The sequence below is a fragment of the Streptomyces sp. NPDC036984 genome, assembly GCF_055607665.1.
On the sequence record NZ_JBVJRL010000001.1, the window covers coordinates 202,755 to 221,704 of the forward strand.

Sequence of the window (18,950 nt, forward strand, 5' to 3'; positions counted from 1 at the left end):
GCCTAGATCCACCCGGGTTACGAAGGGGGGAAGTGCGCATGTCCGCGTGCGTGCCCGCGGGGACCCGCAAGGGCCCACCGGGCCCCACAGGAGCCCTCGCAGGGCCCCCGCAGAGCCCCGTAAGACCCCGCAGAGCCCATGGAGGCGCGCCGCGAGGGCCCCCTACGCCGTGAGCCAGTTCCGCAGCCGCTCCTCGCCCGCGAGGATCTTCGCGGTCTCCACGCGCTCGTCGCGCTTGTGGGCCAAGTGCGGGTTGCCGGGGCCGTAGTTGACCGCGGGGATGCCGAGCGCGGAGAAGCGGGACACGTCAGTCCAGCCGAACTTCGGTCGCGGGGTGCCGCCCACCGCCTCGATGAAGGCCGCGGCGGCCGGGTGGGAGAGGCCGGGCAGCGCGGCGCCGCTGTGGTCGTCCACCACGAACTCCTCCACACCGCAGTCCGCGAACACCTCGTGGACGTGCGCGAGCGCCTCCTCCCCGGTGCGGTCGGGGGCGTACCGGAAGTTGACCGATACCACGCACTCGTCCGGGATGACGTTCCCGGCCACTCCCCCGCTGATCGCCACCGCGTTCAGGCCCTCGTGGTACTCCAGGCCGTCGATGAGCGGCCGGCGCGGCTCGTAGGCGGCCAGGCGGGCCAGGACGGGCGCCGCCGCGTGGATGGCGTTGGAGCCCATCCAGCCGCGCGCCGAGTGGGCCCGCTCGCCCTTCGTCTTCAGCAGCACCCGCAGCGTTCCCTGGCAGCCGCCCTCGACCTCACCGTCGGTGGGCTCCAGCAGGACCGCGAAGTCGCCCGCCAGCCACTCCGGGTGGGTCTCGGAGACGTGCTTGAGACCGTTGAGGTCGGCGGCGACCTCCTCGTTGTCGTAGAAGACGAAGGTCAGGTCGCGGTTGGGGGCGGGCACCGTGGCCGCGACGCGCAGCTGCACCGCCACGCCCGACTTCATGTCGCAGGTGCCGCAGCCCCAGAGCACGCCGTCCGGGTCGAGCCGCGAGGGCACGTTGTCCGCGATCGGCACGGTGTCGATGTGGCCGGCCAGGATCACGCGCTCGGCGCGGCCCAGGTCCGTACGGGCGATCACGTTGTTGCCGTAGCGGTCCACCGTCAGGTGGGGCAACGCCCGCAGGGCGGCCTCGATCGCGTCCGCGAGCGGCTTCTCGGTGCCGCTCTCGGACCGGAAGTCCACAAGCTGCGCGGTGAGCGCGGCGGCGTCCAGGGTGAGGTCAAGCGAGGTGTCGGCCATGGCCCCGACCCTAGCGCGCCGCCCCTGGGCCGGTCCGCTGTGCCGGGCGGACCCCTCGTGAGGGCCTTGCGGGGCTCCAGTACCTTGTACGCGTGTCAGAGCCGTCCCCCACCCGTCCCAAGCGCCGCGGTCGCCTCTTCCGTTTCACCGCGGCCCTGTTGGTCCTGTGCGGTGTCGCCGCGTACCTCGTGGTGCAGTACATCACCGGAGGCGGCGGAGCGCGCGGCTGCAAGGTGGTCTCGGCCTCCGGCGACGGGGCGTCGTACGAGTTCACGCCGGAGCAGGCGGTGAACGCGGCGACGATCGCCGCCGTCGGCACCGGGCGCGGCATGCCCGAGCGGGCCGTGACGATCGCGCTGGCGACCGCCCTCCAGGAGTCGGGGCTGCGGAACATCGAGCACGGCGACCGGGACTCGCTGGGTCTGTTCCAGCAGCGGCCCTCACAGGGCTGGGGCACCGAGCGGCAGATCATGGACCCGGCCTACGCGGCGGGCATCTTCTACGCGCACCTGGCCAAGGTGCCGGACTACACCGACCTGCCGCTGACGGTGGCCGCGCAGCGGGTGCAGCGCAGCGGCTACCCGGAGGCGTACGCCAAGCACGAGCCGGACGCCACACTGCTGGCCGCGGCCCTGACCGGGCAGGCGGCGGCCACCCTGACCTGCGACGGGCGCCCGGAGCGCACGGCCTCGGCGACCGGTCCGGACGCGGTACGGGACGCGCTGGTACGGGACTTCGGGCGGGACGCGCTCCAGGAGACCGGTGCGCAGGTGGGCGGTACGCCCGTGCCGTCCCCGTCTCCGTCGCCGAGCGTGACCGCGACCGCGCGCGGGCGGACGGTGACCGTTCCGGTGCCCGCGGGCACACGGACGGACGCGACCGGGCGCGGCGAGCGGGAGCGGGGCTGGCAGGTGGCGCAGTGGGCGGTCGCCAACTCCTCGGCGCTGCACATCCAGCGGGTGTCGTTCGCGGGCCGGGAGTGGACCGCGGGGAGCAGCGGCAGCGCTTGGAAGACGACCGGTTCGCACGGGGCCGGCGGCGCGGAACGGTCCCTGGGCGCGGTCCGGATCGTGACCGGACAGTAGTACGGCGGGTCACTCCGGCGGGTTGTGCGGCGCCGGGCCGCGGGGCCGTCCGGCCGAGTGCGGTGGGGGGCCGGAAATCCCCGGAATTCAAGGGGTGGAAGGATTCTGCACGGTTTCGGGCAGACGTTCTTTGCCCGTTTTTATCCACACCTGATAATGCGATGCGTTATCCATTCTTTACCTTGGGCGTCCGCAACCTTCGCGGGCTTCGAGCGGTAGTCACGGCGTCCGAGCCGGACACGAGCTCGGACGCAGACACCGTTCTCTCCCGTCGAATGGAGCATCATGTCCCTCCCCCTGACCCGCCGGATCGCCCGTGCCGCGCTGCTTGTCGCAGCGGGAGCGGCTGCCGGGGTCGGTGCGGCCGGCTCCGCCGGTGCGGCCACGAATCTGCCGGCGGCCACCCCGAACCTGAGCGGTCTGACCTCGCCGGACGTGACGCCCGTCGGCAACACCGTCGACGGTGCCGCGCAGAGCGCCACCTCGCTCGCGGGCAACGCGGTCGAGAAGGCGGTGCCGGCCGCGGGCAAGACCGGCGGCGGCGCCGTGAAGAAGACCGCCCCGGCGGCGCAGAAGGCCGCGGCGGACGCGGCCGGGACCGCGGGGGGTGTCCTCGGGGACGCCGCCTCCGGTGCGACGAAGGGCGGGCTGCCGACGGACTCGCTCAGCAAGGGCGGGCTGCCCACGTCGTCGCTGCCCACCAAGGGCCTGCCGCTCGGCTAGGCGCCCTGCTGTGACGGTCGACGGGGTCCGGGGAGTTCCCTGGGCCCCGTCGGTCTGTCCGGGCTACGCCGTCAGGCGTGCCACCGCTGCGCGTACGCGTTCGTCCGTCGCCGTGAACGCCACCCGGACGTACCGCTCGCCCGCCTCGCCGTAGAAGTCGCCCGGGGCCACCAGGATGCCCAGGTCGGCCAGGTGGGCGAGCGTGGTCCAGCAGGACTCGTCGCGGGTGGCCCACAGGTAGAGGCTCGCCTCGCTGTGTTCGATGCGGAAGCCGTGGGCGAGGAGGGCCGTGCGCAGGGCCTCGCGGCGGGCGGCGTAGCGCTCGCGCTGCTCGTGGACGTGGGCGTCGTCGCCGAGGGCGGCCACGACCGCCGCCTGCGTCGGCGCGGAGGTCATCATGCCGCCGTGCTTGCGGATCTCCAGCAGCGGGCCGAGGACGGCCGGGTCGCCGGCGATGAAGGCCGCGCGGTAGCCCGCCAGGTTCGAGCGCTTGGAGAGGGAGTGGACGGCGACGATGCCGTCGTAGGAGCCGCCGTTGACGTCCGGGTGCAGGACCGAGACCGGGTCGGCCTCCCAGCCCAGCTCCAGGTAGCACTCGTCGGAGAAGACCAGGACGTCGTGGGCGCGGGCCCAGGCGACGATGTCCGTCAGCTCCTGCCGGGACAGCACCTTGCCCGTCGGGTTGGACGGGGTGTTCAGCCAGAGGAGCTTCAGGTTCGACGGGTCCAGCTCACGCGGGTCGTCGTAGACCTCGTACTCGGCGCGGGCGAGGCGGGCGCCGACCTCGTAGGTGGGGTAGGCCAGGCGCGGGTAGGCGACCTTGTCGCCGGGGCCGAGGCCGAGCTGGGTCGGCAGCCAGGCGACCAGTTCCTTGGAGCCGACGACCGGCAGGACGTGCCGGTGGGTGACCCCGCGGGCGCCCAGGCGGCGCTCCAGCCAGCCGGTGATCGCGTCGCGCAGAGCGGGGGTGCCCCAGACCGTCGGGTAGCCCGGGGAGTCGGCCGCGTCGATCAGGGCCTTCTGGATCAGCTCGGGGACCGGGTCGACGGGGGTGCCGACGGAGAGGTCGACGATGCCGTCGGGGTGCGCCGCCGCCGTCTTCTTGTAGGGCTCGAGCTTGTCCCAGGGGAAGGTCGGCAGGCGGTCGGAGACTGCGGACACGGTCAGTGGCTCACTTTCGTCTGGTGCGGCAAACGCCTCGGTCCCGTGCGGCGGTGATCAGGGGTGATCGGGCCGTACGGGACCGAGGCGGCGCGGTGTTGCGGGCCGCTTACGGGATTACTCGCCCTGCGGCGGCAGCGCGGCGACGAAGGGGTGGTCGCGCTCGATCAGCCCCAGCTTGCTGGCACCACCGGGCGAGCCCAGCTCGTCGAAGAACTCGACGTTCGCCTTGTAGTAGTCCTTCCACTCCTCCGGGACGTCGTCCTCGTAGAAGATCGCCTCGACCGGGCAGACCGGCTCACAGGCACCACAGTCGACGCATTCGTCCGGGTGGATGTACAAGGACCGGGAGCCCTCGTAAATGCAGTCGACCGGGCACTCCTCGATGCACGCCTTGTCCTTCACGTCTACACAAGGCTGCGCGATGACGTAGGTCACGCTGTCGTTCCTCCTCGATAGGGCGCTGGCGGGCCTCCTCAGGCTCCGCCGCCTGGCGCGCGGGAGCGCGGCGTCGTCGATGCCCGCCCCTAGTATCTCCGTTCCGGAGCATGATCCGAACAGGAGGGGTGAACTGACCAGTGGAAATCTCGGCGACAGGACGCCTGGTAGTCCGAATCACCCCTTCTGACGTGGGGAAACGTGTCTCTGTACGGCGGTTGGGCGAACCCGGTGCCGGCCCGGAGAAGTTCACCGACACGGTCGGTGTTCTCACATCATGGGACAACGGCGTGCTCATGATCACACGGCGGGACGGTGAAAGCGTCCACATCCCGGAGTCCGCCCTGGTAGCGGGGAAGGTCGTACCGGCCGCTCCGGCGCGCCGCAGGGGGCCCGCCGCCACGTATCCGGAGCTCGCGCGGATCGCCGCGCGCGCGTGGCGGCCGGTGGAGAGCGAGTGGCTCGGCGAGTGGGAGCTGCGGGCCGCCGACGGTTACACCAGGCGGGCCAACAGCGTACTGCCGCTGGGCGATCCCGGCCGTCCGCTCGACGCGGCCCTGGACGCGGTACGACGCTGGTACGGCGAGCGTGGCCTGCCCGCCTATGTGCAGACCGCGACCGGCGCCGAGGGCACGCAGGAGCTGCTGTGCGCGGAGCTGGAGCGGCGCGGCTGGGCGCGGGAGGTGACCGCCGAAGTGTGGACCGGTGCCCTGGCGCCGGTCGCGGACCGGGCCGAGGGCGCGGGTGTGGCCCTCTCCCGGACGGCTGACGAGCCGTGGCTCGCGCGGTACCAGCGCAAGGGAGTGAGCGAGGTGGCCCTGCGGGTGCTCGGGGGCACGTCCCCCTCGGGCGGAGCCGAGAGCGGGGAAGGGCCCTCGGTGTGGTTCGCGTCCGTGCCCGGCGCCGGGAGCGGTGAGCCGCCGGCGGCGATCGGGCGGTGTGTCGTGGACGGGCGCTGGGCCGGGTTCGCCGCCGTCGAGGTGGATCCCGGCCGGCGGCGGCAGGGGCTGGCCACCGAGGTGATGGCCGCGCTGGCCCGGCGCGCGCTGGACGAGGGCGCCTCGGCGGCCTGGCTCCAGGTGGAGGCGGACAACGAGGGCGGCCGGGCGCTCTACCGCGCGCTCGGCTTCGTGCCGCACCACGCCTACCACCACTACCGGGCTCCGGAGGAGCCGGAGGCGCCCTCCGGCCCCGGACGGTCGTAGGAACCGCCGTGGAAGGGCATGAGCCTGCCATGCGTCATCCGTATCTCCCGCCCCCGTATCCGCCCCCGCCGGAACGCTCCGCCGAGCTGCGGCGGCGGTTCGCCGAGGAGGCCCGGTCCGAGCGGCCGGACCTGTCCGCGCTGTGCCTGCTGATCGGCGCGGAGACGGACGGCTCGCTGGACGAGGCCGGCCTCGACGCCGCGCAGGCGGAGCTGGACCGGCTGGCGGGCGAGCTGCCGTACCGACCGGGCGGGCCGCACGCGTGGGCGGAGGCGGTACGACGGCTGCTCGGCGGCCGCTACGAGTTCCACGGAACGCCGGGCGACTACCAGCGGCTGGAGTCCTCCCTGCTGCACGAGGTGCTGCGGCGGCGGCGCGGGCTGCCGATCCTGCTGTCGGTGGTGTGGCTGGAGGTCGCGCGCCGGGCGGGGGCTCCGGTGTACGGGGTCGCGCTGCCGGGGCACTTCGTGGTCGGCTTCGGGGCGGCGGCGGAGCAGGTGCTGGCCGATCCCTTCGAGGGGGGCCGGGTACTGACCGGGACGGACGCCGAGCTGCTGGTGGCGGGCGCCACGGGCACCCCGCTGGATCCCGCGATGCTGGAGCCGGCGGCGCCTTTGGAGGTCGTGCAGCGCGTCCTGAACAACATCCGGGCGTGGGCCACCGCGCGGCCGGAGCGGTCGGACGTGGCCCTGCGCGCGGTGGAGCTGGCCCTGCTCATCCCCTCGCATCCGGCGCGACTGCGCTATGAGCGCGGGCAACTGCTGGTGCAGCGCGGGCAGTTCGTCGCGGGCGCCGAGGAGCTGGAGTACTACGCCGACCTGATCGAGGTGGTGGACGAGTCCGCCGCGCGGAAGGTCCGGCAGGAGGCGGGGACGGCGCGGGCGAAGCTCAACTGATCCCCGCGCCCCGCACCGGCAGGGGGGTTCAGAGCCACCCCTTCTCCCGGGCGGTCCGCACCGCCTCCGCCCTGTTGCGTACCGCCAGCTTCTGGATGGCTGTCGACAGGTAGTTGCGGACCGTGCCCTGGGAGAGGTGGAGCACCTGGGCGAGTTCGGCGTTGGTGGAGCCGTCGGCCGCCGCGCGGAGCACCTCCCGTTCGCGCTCGGTGAGCGGGTTCGCGCCCTCGGCGAGCGCGGCGGCGGCCAGGGTGGGGTCGATGACCCGCTCGCCGGCCAGCACCTTGCGGATCGCCTCGGCGAGCTGGGCGGCCGGGGCGTCCTTGACGAGGAAGGCGTCGGCGCCCGCCTCCATGGCGCTGCGCAGATAGCCGGGCCGGCCGAAGGTGGTGAGGACGACCAGCTTGACCCGCGGGTGCTCCCGGTGCACCCGGGCGGCCGCCTCGATGCCGGTGCAGCCGGGCATCTCGATGTCGAGCAGCGCGACGTCCACGCCGTGCGCGGCGACGGCCGCGAGGACCTCGTCGCCGCGCGCGACCTGGGCGACGACCTCGATGTCGTCCTCCAGGCCGAGCAGCGCGGCCAGCGCCTCGCGGACCATCGACTGGTCCTCGGCCAGCAGGACCTTGATCGTGCTCGTCATGCCCCGGATCCTACGTCGGCCCCGGGGGCCGTGGGCACGCGGGCGACGAGCCGGAAACCGTGCTTGACCCGGCCCGCCTCCAGGGTGCCTCCGGCCTTCTCCAGCCGTTCGGTCAGACCGGTCAGTCCGTTGCCGGGGGCCGCGCCCGAGCCGCCGGATCCGTTGTCCTCGACGGAGAGTTCGAGCACCGGCCCGTCGAGGGTCTGACGGTGCAGCAGCTGTACGACGCACCGGTCGGCGCCGCTGTGCCGGACCACGTTGGTGACCGCCTCGCGCAGCGCCCACGCGAGCGCGGCCTCGGCTTCCTCGGGCACGCCGGTGAGCTCGGGTTCGGCGGGCACCTCGGCGGTGACCCCAGCGGCGGTCAGGGCGACCTGGGTGCCGGCGAGTTCGGCGGCGAGCCGGGGCCGCCGGTAGCCGGTGACGGCCTCCCGGACGTCGACCAGGGCCTGCCGGCTGACCTGTTCGATGTCGGCGACCTGCTGGGCCGCCTTGTCGGGGTGGCCGGGCAGCATCCGGCCGGCCAGCTCGCTCTTCAGCGTGATCAGCGACAGCGAGTGGCCGAGCAGGTCGTGCAGGTCGCGGGCGAGCCGGAGCCGCTCCTCATTGGCGGCGAGCTGGGCTACGGTGGCCCGCGCCTTGCGCAACTCGATGGTGGTCCGCACGAGTTGGCCGACGCCGGTCATCGCGAATCCGATGAGCAGGACCAGCAGGACCAGGCCCCGCGCCTCGTGCTCGTCGGAGCGCAGGCCGATCAGGTACATCGCCACGGCGGAGGCCGGGATGGCCCAGTAGGCCGCGCGCAGCGGCAGGGTGGCCCCCCAGGCGACCGACAGGTAGACGAACAGGCCCAGCCAGGCCCTGCCGAGGGTGAACGCGAGCACGGGGGCGAGGACACCGAGGATGCCGCCCAGCGTGAGTACGACGCGCGGGGAGAACGGCCGGCCGATGTTGCGGAACACCAGCGTCAGATAGACCCCGACGAAGACGGTGAGGCCGAGTGCGCCGGCCACGGTGGCCCCGGTGGTGTGTCCCCCGTCGACCAGGTCCTCGACCGGCGAGCTGAGGAAGACCAGCCAGACCCCGATCCACAGCGTCTTCACCAGCAGCTCACGCCGGTTGCGGGGCGGCCAGCCCACGGGCGTGCGGTTCGGCATTCCGTGCCGGTCTTCCGTCATCGCGCTCACGCCTTCAGCGTGTCCTTCCGGTACAGCCAGGCCGCGCCGCCCGCGAAGAGGACGAAGTAGGCGGCGAGGACGGCGACGTCCGTCGCGCTCGGGGCCTGGCTCTGCTCGATCGCTCGTCCCACGGCAGCGTACGCGTGGGTGGGCAGCCACTTGGCGATGTCCTGCAGGATCTGCGGGAAGGTGGTGGACGGCATCCACAGGCCGCCGAGGATCGACAGACCGAAGTAGATGATCATCGTGATGGGCCGGACCGCGTCCCCGGAGGCGAGGTACCCGATGGCGACGCCGAGCGCGGCGAAGACGAGGCTGCCGGCCCAGATGGCCCCGGTGAGGGCGAGCCACTGCCAGGCGTCCAGGTGGACGTGCTCGATCGCGGCGGCGGCGAGGAACACCACGATGATCGACGGCAGGCTCACCACGGCGGCGCCGGCGGTCTTGGCGAGGACGTAGCCGCGCCCGGGCAGCGCGGTCAGCCGCAGCTGCCGTACCCAGCCGTTCTCGCGCTCCTTGGCGATGCGCTCGCTGTTGCCCATCAGGACGGCGGTCAGGGCGCCGAAGGAGGCCATGGAGACCATCAGGTAGGTGGCGACAGTCAGGCGGCTGCCGTCGACCTTCTCGTCCGCGCCGGAGCTGCTGGAGAAGATCAGGAACAGGATCGCGGGATAGAGCACCGAGAAGAACAGGAACTTCTTGTTGCGCAGGGCGCGGGCGAGTTCGAGCTTGATCAGGGCGTTCACGACTGCTTGGCCTCCTCGGCCTCGGTGATGGCGACGAAGGCCTGCTCCAGGCCGAGGCCGGCGACTTCGAGGTTGCGGGGGTAGACGCCGAGGCCGTACAGGGCGTGGACGGTGGCGTCGGCGTCGGAGGACTGGATGCGGACGGTCTGGCCGGACACGTCGAGCGAGGTGAGGAAGGGCAGGCCGCGCAGGGCCGTCTCGTCGATCTCCCCCTCCAGGTCGAAGGAGACCCGGCGGGCGCCGGCCTTGGCCTTGATCTCGGCGGCGGTGCCGTCGGCCAGGAGCCGGCCCCGGTGCAGCACCAGGACCCGGTCGGCGATGGCGTCGGCCTCTTCCAGGTAGTGGGTGGCGAACAGGACCGTACGGCCCTGGTCGGCCTGTTCGCGCATGGTGGCCCAGAATGCCTGGCGGGTGGAGACGTCCATGCCGGTGGTCGGCTCGTCCAGGACGATCAGGTCGCTGTCGCCGGCGGTGGCGAGGGCGAAGCGGACGCGCTGGGCCTGGCCGCCGGAGAGCTTGTTGACCTTGCGGTCGGCGATCTGCGCGATGCCCGCCCGGGCGATCACGTCGGCCGCCCGGTACGGCTTCGGGTGCAGCGAGCAGGCCAGTTTCACCAGTTCGGCGACGGTGACCTCGTCCATCAGCCCGCCGCTCTGCAGCATGGCGCCGACCCGGCCGGCGACGATGGCCTCGCGCGGGCTGGTGCCGAACAGCCGCACCGAGCCGCTGTCGGCGTGCTTGAGCCCGAGGAGCAGGTCCAGGGTGGTGGACTTGCCGGCCCCGTTCGGGCCGAGGAGGGCGACGGTCTCGCCCGGGTACAGCCGGAGCGAGAGGCCGTCGACGGCCCGCACGCTCCCGTATGTCTTGGTCACCTGGTCGAACCCGACCACCGGGGTGGTGGTGGCCGGTGCCGCTGTCGTCGTCATGCGTCCATGCTGGCCGGGAGGGCCGTGGACCCGGCAGTGTCGGCGGTCCCGAGTGCCGGATGACAGATGTCACGCGGATCTCGTGACGGACGCGGCGAGGGGGCGCCCCCTGGGCGAGGCGCCCCCTGGAACGGCCGGCTAACTCGGGTTCGTCTCGATGACGCCCACCCGCTCGGCCGCGGTCTTGCCCCGCAGGGCCTTGCGCAGCGCGGCGACGACGTCCTGCGGCAGGACGCCGCGCTTCCCGGTCGCGGTCTGGATCTGCACGCCGTCGAAGGTGCTGCCGTAGGCCGCCTTGAGCGCGTTGAGGTCGTAGGTGTCCACGAGCTTTCCGTCGATGGCCTTGAAGCCGATGATCTTCGGCAGCGAGACCGGGCCGAACGGGATGCTGTGCGCCGGGTCGGTCTGCACCCGGACCAGGCCGGACATCGCGGGCTTCGCGAAGTCCTTCATCATCCGGTCGACCTCGGCGTCGGAGACCGTCGGCTGCTTGGTGGTGGCGGGCACGGCGACCGGGGTCGCGCTGCCCGACTCCACCAGCGTGCGGTACGCCTGTTCGACCGCCTGGGTGGACCCGCCGGCGTCGATGGCCTTGCCCGCCTTGCCGTAGACGGCCACGGCCTTGCCGGACTGGAACTTGATGGTGCCGTCCGTGACCGAGCCCGAGCCGCCGCCGGCCTGCTGGAGGGCGGCCTGGAGCTTCTCCTCGTCCACCGGCATGACCGGCTCGACCACACGCTTCTGCCCGAAGAGGGAGCCGACGACGTGCACCGGGTTGTAGTCGCTCTTCGCGGCCTCGCTCACCGTGGCCTGGTAGTCGAACTGGAGGCCCGCGTTCTCCGGCGTAAGGGTGACCGTCTTGCCGCCCACGGCCAGCTTCAGCGGCTTGTTCACCCGGCTGCCGAAGGCGTCGTCCAGCTTCTTGACGGCGTCGTCGCGGGTGCCGCCGCCGATGTCGACGCCGAGCACGGTGGTGCCCTTGGGCACGTCGGTGTGGTTCATCAGCAGGCCGGCGCCGTAGGCACCGCCTGCGACGACGATCACGCCGACGCCGAGCAGCATCAGCTTGCTGCGGCCCTTCTTCTTCGGCTTGGCCGCCGCCTTGGGCGCGGCCGGCTCGGGCTTGGGCGCCGCCGGGCCGCCGGGGTGGCTGCCGAAGGGGGACGTGCCCGCGTCGGGGACGACCGGGATGCCGCTGGTGACGGTGTGTCCGGAGACGTTGTCGGCGGCCGGGGAGCGGTAGCCGGGCGTGCCCGGCTCCGGGGCCGGCTTCTGCGGGGTGAGGATCGCGGTGTCGTCGCTGAGCCCGCCACCGGGGCCGTGGCCCGCGGGGCCGTTGCCGGGGGCGGCACCCGGGCCGCCGGGGACACCGGGGCCGTCCAGGTCGGCGAGGTCGGCGAGGGCGCTGCGCGCGGGCGGGGTGCCCTGGCCGCCGAAGCCGGCGCCCGCGGGGCCGGCGAAGGGCTCGCCCGGCGCCGTGCCGAGGCCGCCGGCGGCCGGCGGGACGAGGGGGCCGTCGCCGGTGACCGGGCCACTGGTGGGGCCGGCCGGGCCCTGCGGGCCGCCGGGACCACCGGGGCCGCCGGGGCCGCTGAAGCCGCTGGCGCCGCCGTGGCCGTGGGCACCGCCCGCGGGGCCGCCGAAGCCGTCGTGACCGTTCGTGCCGGCCGTACCGGCGTCGAAGCCGCCCCGGCCGCCGTTCTCCGCGAAGGGCTCCGAGAGGCTCCCCCGGCCGTTCCCCGCGCCGTTGCCCATGCCGTTCCCCGCGCCGTTCTCCGCGAAGTACGGCAGATCGTCCCGGCGGGGCTCGGCGGAGCCGGCGGAGCCGGGCCGGGAGCCGCCGCCCAGCGGGCCCGCGGTCAGCGCCTCGGTCACGTCGAAGGAGCCGGTGCCGCCGCCGTGTCCCGGGGCGACGGGGCCGCCGGTGGCGCCGGGCAGGCCCTTGCCGTTCGAACCGCCGGAGCGGGGGCCGCCCGGCACGCTCATGGAGCCGACCACACCGCCGGGACGGCCGCCGCCGGGGCGGGCGCCGGGGGCGCCGGCCTTGCCGGACGGTGCCGGAGCGCCGGTGCGGGGGCCCGCCGCGGCGGAACCGCCCGGGATCCCCGCCCCGTTCGTGCCGCCGCCGCCCGGACCGCCCTTGGGGGCGGCGGACTTGCGGGGCGCGAACCAGTCGCTGGTCTTCTCCTCCGCCTGGGACGCCGGGTCGGCCGGGGCCTCGGCGGGGCCGGCGGCCGGACCGTCGGCCGCGGGCCGCGGCTCGGCGGCGGGCGCCTCGTCCGCGGCGGCCTCGCCGTCCCCGACGGGCGTGCGCACGACGACCGGCGGGATGGGCCGGGAACCGGGGATGTTGATCCGGATCCGGGTCGTCAGCGTCGTCTCGGTCTTCTTCTCCTCCGGGCGCGTGCCCGAACGGCCCGCGTCCAGGCCCTCGTCGGAAGCCAAAGGGGTCCCGTACGGCGGCGTGCCGGAGGGGTACGCGGCTCCGCGCCCGTTGGGCCCGGAGGACGGAGTGTCAGTTTCACGACTCAAGGCAGGTTCTCCCAGTTGGCTCCACCGCCCGTTACGACCTCACGTTGGGGGTCCCCCCTGCTCGAAGAGCTTGGGGGAGGCTCGGCGGCGCGCACCACCATACTGGCCACTTCTGGCGTGTATCCCCTGACCGCTGAGTAAACCCACACGGGACTCGCACGTGCGCCGCACGGCGAAGTGGTACGTCACTTGGCAAGTCGGGCGGAGCCGCCGTCGGGTTGCCGTCCGGCGCCAACGGTGGCACAGATCACAGCGAGGGCCATGCCGCCGAGCAGGAAGAGATAGGAGCCGCCGCCCGCGCCGAACAGGAAGTCGCCTTCCGGGCGCGAGGTGGTGAGCAGGATGACGGTGACGATCCAGCCCGCCGCCGGCGCGACCGCCCCGCTGCGGCTCCTGGTGGCGTACGCCCCGCCGAGGAAGAGCCCGACGGCGCCCGCGAGGGCGAGCAGCAGCCCGCCGGGGAACCAGGCCGCCTGCACCAGAGCGCCGGCGAGGCTTAGGACCGCGCCGAGCAGGAACAGGCCGATGTGGGCGACGGCCCGTCCGGCGGACGGCGGGCGCAGCGGCTGGGTGAGCATCGAGCCCGGTCCACCGTTGCTCATGACGCCTCCTCGACGCCGGCGAACAGGTCGGTCTCCCCGCCCTGTCCCGTCCCGCGCACCAACTCGTAGTACTCGGTGGTGAACAGCGGCTGGGCGAGTGCGTTGGAGAGCGCGAAGTACGGCTCGGCCACCTCGATCTGGGTGGCGTGGGCGCGCATCGCGGCGGCCTTGGCGGCGGCGTGCGCGGTGCCGTCGATCGCGGTGGTGATCCGCTCGTCGGCCACCACGCCGGGCAGGTCGTCCACGGCCGCACTCTTCTCGAACGGCAGTGCGGGCAGCTCGTCCTGGATGCGGGCGAAGGCGGCCTCGGCGACGGAGCGCGGGATGCGGTTCCAGTACACCTTGTCGATCCGGTGGCCCCGCTCGGCCGCCATGTCGACCGCGCGCATGGCGACGCGGTGGGCCTGGATGTGGTCGGGGTGCCCGTAGCCGCCTTTGTCGTCGTAGGTGACGAGGACCTGCGGCCGGACCTCCAGGATCACCTCGATGAGGTGGCCGGCGGCCTCGCCCGGGTCGGCCTGCCAGAAGCAGCCGGGGTCGTCGTTGTCGGCGAGGCCCATCATCCCGGAGTCGCCGTAACGACCGGCGCCGCCGAGCAGCCGGACGTCCGTGACCCCGAGCGCGCTCGCGGCCGCGCCCAGCTCGCCGCGCCGGTGCGTACCCAGCGCGGGACCCGTCAGATGCCGCAGCTCCGGCGGGATGACCTCGCCCCGCTCGCCCAGGGTGCAGGTGACCAGGGTCACATGGGCACCCTCGGCCGCGTACTTGGCCATGGTCGCGCCGTTGTTGATCGACTCGTCGTCCGGGTGCGCGTGCACCAGGAGCAGACGCCGAGCGGCAGGTTCCGTCATGGGACCACCCTACGAGGTTCCCACGCCCGTCCCCGGGACGGCTGCCGTCAGAACTTGATGCTGCCGATCATGCTCGCGACGTTGGTCGTCAGCTCGTTGATCGTGGGAGCGACGGTCGAGGAGGCGAGATAGAAGCCGAGCAGGATGCAGACGACCGCATGTCCGCCCTTCAGTCCTGACTTCTTGACCAGCAGGAAGACGATGATCGCCAGCAGCACCACCGCCGAAATCGAGAGTGCCACGGCGGCTCACCTCCAAAGATCCCAGGGACGCGGGTTCTAGATCAGTAGAGCAAATCCATGCAGATGCCAGCAGGTTCATACCCACACAGCGGTAGTGATCATAACTATCCGTACTCGCGCATCGCTCGGCGCACGGCCGCACAAGGGGGCGCATGGCCAATATGGTCGGGGTATGACGACCGAGGCAGACTCCTTCCCCCGTCGGCACGCCCGGACCCAGCGGTTCACGCTCGGCGCGCCGCGTGCGTTCAGCGTGGCGCCCGACGGCACGCGTGTCGCGTTTCTGCGTTCCGGCTCCGGCACCGACCGGGCCAACTCCCTGTGGGTGCTTGATCTGCCGGAGGGCGTGGAGCGTCTGGCGGCCGACCCGCGGGTGCTCCTCCGGGGCGCCTCGGAAGAGCTCTCGGCCGAGGAGCGGGCACGCCGGGAGCGCAGCCGGGAGGGCGGGGCCGGCATCGTCGGCTATGCCACCGACGGCGCCGTGGAGTTGGCGTCTTTCGCCTTGTCAGGGCGGCTTTTCACGGCGGAGCTACGAGCGGGTACGGCGCGTGAACTCCCCGTTCCGGGACCGGTGATCGACCCGCGTCCGTCCCCCGACGGGCGGCACGTCGCATATGTCGCCCGGGGTGCGCTGCGGGTGGTGGGCGCCGAGGGGGACGGCGACCGGGCACTGGTGGAGCCGGAGTCGGCGGACGTGAGTTACGGCCTCGCGGAGTTCGTCGCGGCCGAGGAGATGGCGCGTTCGCGGGGGTTCTGGTGGGCGCCGGACTCGGACCGGCTGCTCGTGGCGCGCGTGGACGACACGCCGGTACGGCGGTGGTGGATCGCGGATCCGGCCCATCCGGAGCGTGAGCCACTCAACATCCGGTACCCGGCGGCGGGCACGCCGAACGCAGACGTACGGCTGTTCGTGTGCGGGCTGGACGGGGCCCGCACGGAGGTTGTCTGGGACCGCACGCGCTATCCGTATCTGGCGCGTGCGCACTGGTCAGAGGCGGGTGCGCCGCTGCTGCTCGTGCAGGCGCGGGATCAGCGCAGCCAGCTGTTCCTGGCGGTGGACCCGGACACGGGGGCCACGCGGATGGTGCACGCCGATGAAGATCGAAGTTGGCTGGAACTGTTCGCCGGTGTGCCCTGCTGGAGCCCGTCCGGGCAGCTTGTCCGGATCGCGGACGAGGGCGGCGCACGCGTTCTGGCGGTCGGCGAAAGGCCCTTGACCAGCGGTCAGTTGCACATCCACGCGGTCCTGGACGTGGGCGCGGACGACGTATTGGTTTCCGCCTCCGCGGGAGAGGAGGCTCAGACACCGGAAATCGGCGAAGTCCATGTGTACCGGGTGAACGAGCTGGGCGTGGAGCGACTGTCGCAGGAGCCCGGGGTACACATGGCGGTGCGCGCCGGGGGCGTGACCGTCCTGGTGTCCGCCGCACTGGACCGGCCGGGCGCCCGGGCCCAGGTGCTGTGTGACGGAAAACCGGCGGCCACTATCCGGTCTTATGCCGAGGATCCCGGTTTGTCCCCGCGGGTGACCCTCACCGAGGGGGGCGCACGCCGAATTCCGTGCGCCGTGCTTATGCCACGGGACTACCACGGTGACACTCCCCTGCCGGTTCTCCTGGACCCCTACGGCGGTCCGCACAGCCGACGGGTGGTCGCCGCGCACAACGCGTACCTCACCCCCCAGTGGTTCGCCGACCAGGGCTTCGCGGTCCTCGTCGCCGACGGCCGGGGCACCCCGGGCCGCTCGCCGGCCTGGGAGAAGGAGATCCGGGACGACGTGGCGGCCGTCGTCCTCCAGGACCAGGTCGACGCGCTGCACGCGCTCGCCGAGCGGTACCCGCTGGACCTGGGCCGGGTGGCGATCCGGGGCTGGTCCTTCGGCGGCTATCTCGCGGCACTCGCGGTGCTGCGCCGCCCGGACGTCTTCCACGCGGCGGTGGTCGGCGCGCCCGTCACCGATCTGCGGCTGTACGACACCCACTACCAGGAGCGCTATCTCGGCGACCCGAACGAGCAGCCGGAGGTCTACCGCCGCAACTCGCTGCTCGACGACGCCGGTCTGGTCGACCCGGCCGAGCCGCACCGTCCGATGATGATCATCCACGGGCTGGCGGACGACAACGTCGTCGTCGCCCACTCCCTGCGCCTCTCCTCCGCCCTGCTGGCCGCCGGCCGCCCGCACGAGGTGCTCCCGCTGTCCGGGGTGACCCACATGACCCCGCAGGAGACGGTCGCGGAGAACCTGCTCCGCCTCCAGCTGGACTTCCTCCGGCGCTCCCTGCCGCAGCCCGGCCCCCGCCCCTGAACCCCGTTTACACACAGGCAACTTCACGGAAGCGGCACCGATATACGAACACGGGAGGCTGATCAGCGTACGGCCGTGCGGGTGCCGTGAACGGGCCGGGGTACGCCATGTGACCCCGGCCCGTTGCCGTTCCGGACGGCTCAGCGGGGCTCCTCGGGCGGCACGCCCCCCGGCGCGGAGCGCCTGATCGATACGGCCTCCGCCGCGAAGTGGCACGCCGAGGGGTGGGCCGCCGGGCCGGACGTGTCCCGGAAGGCGGCGGGGACCGCCAGGGCCGGCACTTCCCTGGCGCACCGCTCCTGCGCCTTCCAGCAGCGGGTGCGGAAGCGGCAGCCGGAGGGGATGTCCGTCGGCGAGGGCACGTCACCGGTGAGGATGATCCGCTCCCGCTGCTCCCGGGCCTCGGGGTCGGGCACGGGGACGGCGGAGAGCAGGGCCTGGGTGTAGGGGTGGGTCGGGTGGTCGTAGATCTCGGCGTCGCGCCCGGTCTCCACGATCCGGCCCAGGTACATGACCCCGACCCGGTCCGAGATGTGCCGGACGATCGACAGGTCGTGCGCGATGAAGACGTACGACAGCGCGAACTCCGCCTGGAGCCGGTCCAGCAGGTTGATCACCTGGGCCTGGACGGAGACGTCCAGCGCGGACACCGGCTCGTCGGCGACGATGATGTCGGGGCGCAGCGCCAGCCCCCGGGCGATGCCGATGCGCTGGCGCTGGCCGCCGGAGAACTGGTGCGGATAGCGGTTGATGTACTCGGGGTTGAGGCCGACCACGTCCAGCAGCTCCCGCACCCGGCGGCGCCGGTCGCCCCTGGGGGCCACCTCGGGGTGGATGTCGTACGGCTCCCCCACGATGTCGCCCACCGTCATCCGGGGGTTGAGGGAGGTGTACGGGTCCTGGAAGACCATCTGGATGTTCCGGCGTACGGCCTTGAGTGCCTTGCCGGAAAGCTTCGTGATGTCCTCGCCCTTGTACTTGATCAACCCTGCCGTCGGCCGCTCCAGATGGACCAGCATCCTGGCAACGGTTGATTTGCCGCAGCCGGACTCCCCGACGATGCCGAGGGTCTCTCCCCGGTCCAGCGTGATGTCGACGCCGTCGACGGCCTTGACGGAACCGACCTGTTTCCTGAACAGAACGCCCCGCGTCAACGGGTAGTGCTTGACCAGTCCGCTCACTTCCAGGATCCGCTCAACCATTGAGGCACTCCCTCCAGAAGTGGCAGGCACTGCCCCGGTGTTGATCCACCTCGTACAGCGGCGGCACCTCGGTGCGGCACACGTCCCGGGCCATGGGGCAGCGCGGGTGGAAGGCGCACCCCGGAGGGATGTTCATGAGGCTGGGCGGCAGCCCCTTGATGGCGCGGAGCTCCCGGCCCTTGCGGTCGAGCCGCGGGATCGACTCCAGCAGGCCCTTGGTGTAAGGGTGGGCGGGTGCCTTGTAGAGGTCGTGCACGGGCGCCGACTCGACGATCCTCCCGGCGTACATCACCGCGATCCGGTCGGCGACGTCCGCGACGACGCCCAGGTCGTGGGTGATGAGGATGAGGCCCATGCGGTACTCGCGCCGAAGCTCGGCGAGCAGGTCCATCACCTGGGCCTGGACCGTGACGTCCAGGGCGGTGGTCGGCTCGTCGGCGATGACGAGGGCCGGTTCCAGGGCCAGCGCCATGGCGATCATGATGCGCTGGCGCATACCGCCGGAGAACTGGTGCGGATGGTCCCGCACCCGCTGGGCCGCGGCCGGGATGCGCACCCGGTCCATCAGCTCCACGGCCCTCGCCCGCGCGTCCTTCCTCGACATCCCGCGGTGCACGACGAACATCTCGCCGAGCTGGTCCCCCACGGAGAGCACCGGGTTGAGGGCCGACAGCGCGTCCTGGAAGATCATCGCCATCCCGGCGCCCCGGATCCTGCGCCGCTCCTCCCCCTTCAGCCGCAGCACATCCCGCCCTTGGAACAGGATCTCCCCGCCGGTGATCCGCCCCGGCGGCATGTCCAGGATCCCCATCACGGCCTGTGCGGTGACGGACTTGCCCGAGCCGGACTCGCCGAGCACGGCCAGCGTCTGCGCCGCGTCCACGCCGTAGCTCACCCCGTTGACCGCGTGGGCGATCCCGTCCCGGGTCCGGAACTCCACATGCAGGTCGCGCACTTCGAGCAGCACGGCACC

Annotated in this window: 18 protein-coding genes; 5 read left to right on the forward strand and 13 right to left on the reverse strand. The window is 72.8% G+C overall.

What is annotated here, in order from left to right:
* Window positions 1–162: 162 nt before the first annotated feature.
* The gene (gene dapE, locus ACZ7DL_RS00935; protein WP_470770358.1) at window positions 163–1,242 is read right to left on the reverse strand and encodes a succinyl-diaminopimelate desuccinylase; all 1,080 of its coding nucleotides are present in this window, start codon (window positions 1,240–1,242) and stop codon (window positions 163–165) included.
* A 92-nt stretch (window positions 1,243–1,334) separates the two neighbouring features.
* Here dapE and ACZ7DL_RS00940 point away from each other — a divergent pair, with 92 nt between their 5' ends.
* Window positions 1,335–2,327 (forward strand): VldE C-terminal domain-containing protein, encoded by a 993-nt coding sequence (locus ACZ7DL_RS00940; protein ID WP_470770359.1) that lies wholly within the window; start codon window positions 1,335–1,337, stop codon window positions 2,325–2,327.
* Window positions 2,328–2,612: 285 nt separating this feature from the next.
* On the forward strand, window positions 2,613–3,050 hold the full coding sequence (locus tag ACZ7DL_RS00945) for an ATP-binding protein (RefSeq protein WP_470770361.1): 438 nt from the start codon (window positions 2,613–2,615) through the stop codon (window positions 3,048–3,050).
* 63 nt (window positions 3,051–3,113) lie between these two features.
* Here ACZ7DL_RS00945 and ACZ7DL_RS00950 read toward each other — a convergent pair whose 3' ends face one another.
* Entirely contained in the window at window positions 3,114–4,211 is a 1,098-nt protein-coding gene (locus ACZ7DL_RS00950; RefSeq protein ID WP_470770363.1) for a bifunctional succinyldiaminopimelate transaminase/glutamate-prephenate aminotransferase, read from the reverse strand.
* 117 nt (window positions 4,212–4,328) lie between these two features.
* Window positions 4,329–4,649: a ferredoxin gene (fdxA, locus tag ACZ7DL_RS00955; protein WP_023546973.1), complete on the reverse strand. Its 321-nt coding sequence runs from the start codon at window positions 4,647–4,649 to the stop codon at window positions 4,329–4,331.
* 140 nt (window positions 4,650–4,789) lie between these two features.
* Here fdxA and ACZ7DL_RS00960 point away from each other — a divergent pair, with 140 nt between their 5' ends.
* Together ACZ7DL_RS00960 and ACZ7DL_RS00965 are read left to right on the forward strand one after the other, a co-directional pair.
* Entirely contained in the window at window positions 4,790–5,854 is a 1,065-nt protein-coding gene (locus tag ACZ7DL_RS00960; protein ID WP_470770365.1) for a GNAT family N-acetyltransferase, read from the forward strand.
* 29 nt (window positions 5,855–5,883) lie between these two features.
* On the forward strand, window positions 5,884–6,750 hold the full coding sequence (locus tag ACZ7DL_RS00965; RefSeq protein ID WP_470770367.1) for a transglutaminase family protein: 867 nt from the start codon (window positions 5,884–5,886) through the stop codon (window positions 6,748–6,750).
* A gap of 28 nt (window positions 6,751–6,778) precedes the next feature.
* On the opposite strand, the gene ACZ7DL_RS00970 is transcribed toward ACZ7DL_RS00965, so the two are convergent.
* The 8 genes from ACZ7DL_RS00970 to ACZ7DL_RS01005 all read right to left on the reverse strand — a co-directional run bounded on the left by ACZ7DL_RS00970 (window position 6,779) and on the right by ACZ7DL_RS01005 (window position 14,470).
* A complete protein-coding gene (locus ACZ7DL_RS00970; protein ID WP_470770368.1) occupies window positions 6,779–7,393 on the reverse strand; it encodes a response regulator in 615 nt (204 codons plus the stop codon).
* Window positions 7,390–8,571, reverse strand: coding sequence for a sensor histidine kinase (locus ACZ7DL_RS00975; RefSeq protein WP_470771171.1), 1,182 nt, complete (start codon window positions 8,569–8,571; stop codon window positions 7,390–7,392). The genes ACZ7DL_RS00970 and ACZ7DL_RS00975 overlap by 4 nt, the downstream gene beginning before the upstream one ends.
* Before the next feature lie 5 nt (window positions 8,572–8,576).
* Window positions 8,577–9,317 carry an ABC transporter permease gene (locus ACZ7DL_RS00980; protein WP_470770370.1) on the reverse strand — a complete coding sequence of 247 codons (741 nt, stop codon included), beginning with the start codon at window positions 9,315–9,317 and terminating at the stop codon, window positions 8,577–8,579.
* Complete coding sequence (locus tag ACZ7DL_RS00985; RefSeq protein WP_470770372.1) at window positions 9,314–10,243, reverse strand: ABC transporter ATP-binding protein; 930 nt, start codon at window positions 10,241–10,243, stop codon at window positions 9,314–9,316. The genes ACZ7DL_RS00980 and ACZ7DL_RS00985 overlap by 4 nt, the downstream gene beginning before the upstream one ends.
* A gap of 138 nt (window positions 10,244–10,381) precedes the next feature.
* A complete protein-coding gene (locus ACZ7DL_RS00990) occupies window positions 10,382–12,775 on the reverse strand; it encodes a hypothetical protein (protein ID WP_470770373.1) in 2,394 nt (797 codons plus the stop codon).
* A gap of 185 nt (window positions 12,776–12,960) precedes the next feature.
* Complete coding sequence (locus tag ACZ7DL_RS00995) at window positions 12,961–13,377, reverse strand: DUF6113 family protein (RefSeq protein WP_470770374.1); 417 nt, start codon at window positions 13,375–13,377, stop codon at window positions 12,961–12,963.
* Window positions 13,374–14,228, reverse strand: a complete 855-nt coding sequence (gene mshB / locus ACZ7DL_RS01000; protein WP_470770375.1) for an N-acetyl-1-D-myo-inositol-2-amino-2-deoxy-alpha-D-glucopyranoside deacetylase — start codon at window positions 14,226–14,228, stop codon at window positions 13,374–13,376. Before mshB ends, ACZ7DL_RS00995 begins: the two co-directional genes overlap by 4 nt.
* Window positions 14,229–14,275: 47 nt before the next feature.
* Entirely contained in the window at window positions 14,276–14,470 is a 195-nt protein-coding gene (locus ACZ7DL_RS01005; RefSeq protein ID WP_190013027.1) for a hypothetical protein, read from the reverse strand.
* Between the two features lie 172 nt (window positions 14,471–14,642).
* Here ACZ7DL_RS01005 and ACZ7DL_RS01010 point away from each other — a divergent pair, with 172 nt between their 5' ends.
* Window positions 14,643–16,775 carry a S9 family peptidase gene (locus ACZ7DL_RS01010; protein ID WP_470770377.1) on the forward strand — a complete coding sequence of 711 codons (2,133 nt, stop codon included), beginning with the start codon at window positions 14,643–14,645 and terminating at the stop codon, window positions 16,773–16,775.
* A 140-nt stretch (window positions 16,776–16,915) separates the two neighbouring features.
* On the opposite strand, the gene ACZ7DL_RS01015 is transcribed toward ACZ7DL_RS01010, so the two are convergent.
* Window positions 16,916–17,977 (reverse strand): ABC transporter ATP-binding protein, encoded by a 1,062-nt coding sequence (locus tag ACZ7DL_RS01015; protein WP_470770378.1) that lies wholly within the window; start codon window positions 17,975–17,977, stop codon window positions 16,916–16,918.
* Complete coding sequence (locus ACZ7DL_RS01020; RefSeq protein WP_470770380.1) at window positions 17,970–18,944, reverse strand: ABC transporter ATP-binding protein; 975 nt, start codon at window positions 18,942–18,944, stop codon at window positions 17,970–17,972. The genes ACZ7DL_RS01015 and ACZ7DL_RS01020 overlap by 8 nt, the downstream gene beginning before the upstream one ends.
* Window positions 18,945–18,950 lie beyond the last annotated feature (6 nt).

Bases quoted from the DNA above. Each gene is read 5' to 3' on its own strand.
- mshB (WP_470770375.1), bottom strand. From the start codon at position 14,228: ATGACGGAACCTGCCGCTCGGCGTCTGCTCCTGGTGCACGCGCACCCG.
- ACZ7DL_RS01015 (WP_470770378.1), bottom strand. From the start codon at position 17,977: ATGGTTGAGCGGATCCTGGAAGTGAGCGGACTGGTCAAGCACTACCCG.
- ACZ7DL_RS00985 (WP_470770372.1), bottom strand. From the start codon at position 10,243: ATGACGACGACAGCGGCACCGGCCACCACCACCCCGGTGGTCGGGTTC.
- ACZ7DL_RS00975 (WP_470771171.1), bottom strand. From the start codon at position 8,571: ATGACGGAAGACCGGCACGGAATGCCGAACCGCACGCCCGTGGGCTGG.
- ACZ7DL_RS00945 (WP_470770361.1), top strand. From the start codon at position 2,613: ATGTCCCTCCCCCTGACCCGCCGGATCGCCCGTGCCGCGCTGCTTGTC.
- dapE (WP_470770358.1), bottom strand. From the start codon at position 1,242: ATGGCCGACACCTCGCTTGACCTCACCCTGGACGCCGCCGCGCTCACC.
- ACZ7DL_RS00965 (WP_470770367.1), top strand. From the start codon at position 5,884: ATGCGTCATCCGTATCTCCCGCCCCCGTATCCGCCCCCGCCGGAACGC.
- ACZ7DL_RS00970 (WP_470770368.1), bottom strand. From the start codon at position 7,393: ATGACGAGCACGATCAAGGTCCTGCTGGCCGAGGACCAGTCGATGGTC.
- ACZ7DL_RS01010 (WP_470770377.1), top strand. From the start codon at position 14,643: ATGACGACCGAGGCAGACTCCTTCCCCCGTCGGCACGCCCGGACCCAG.
- ACZ7DL_RS00995 (WP_470770374.1), bottom strand. From the start codon at position 13,377: ATGAGCAACGGTGGACCGGGCTCGATGCTCACCCAGCCGCTGCGCCCG.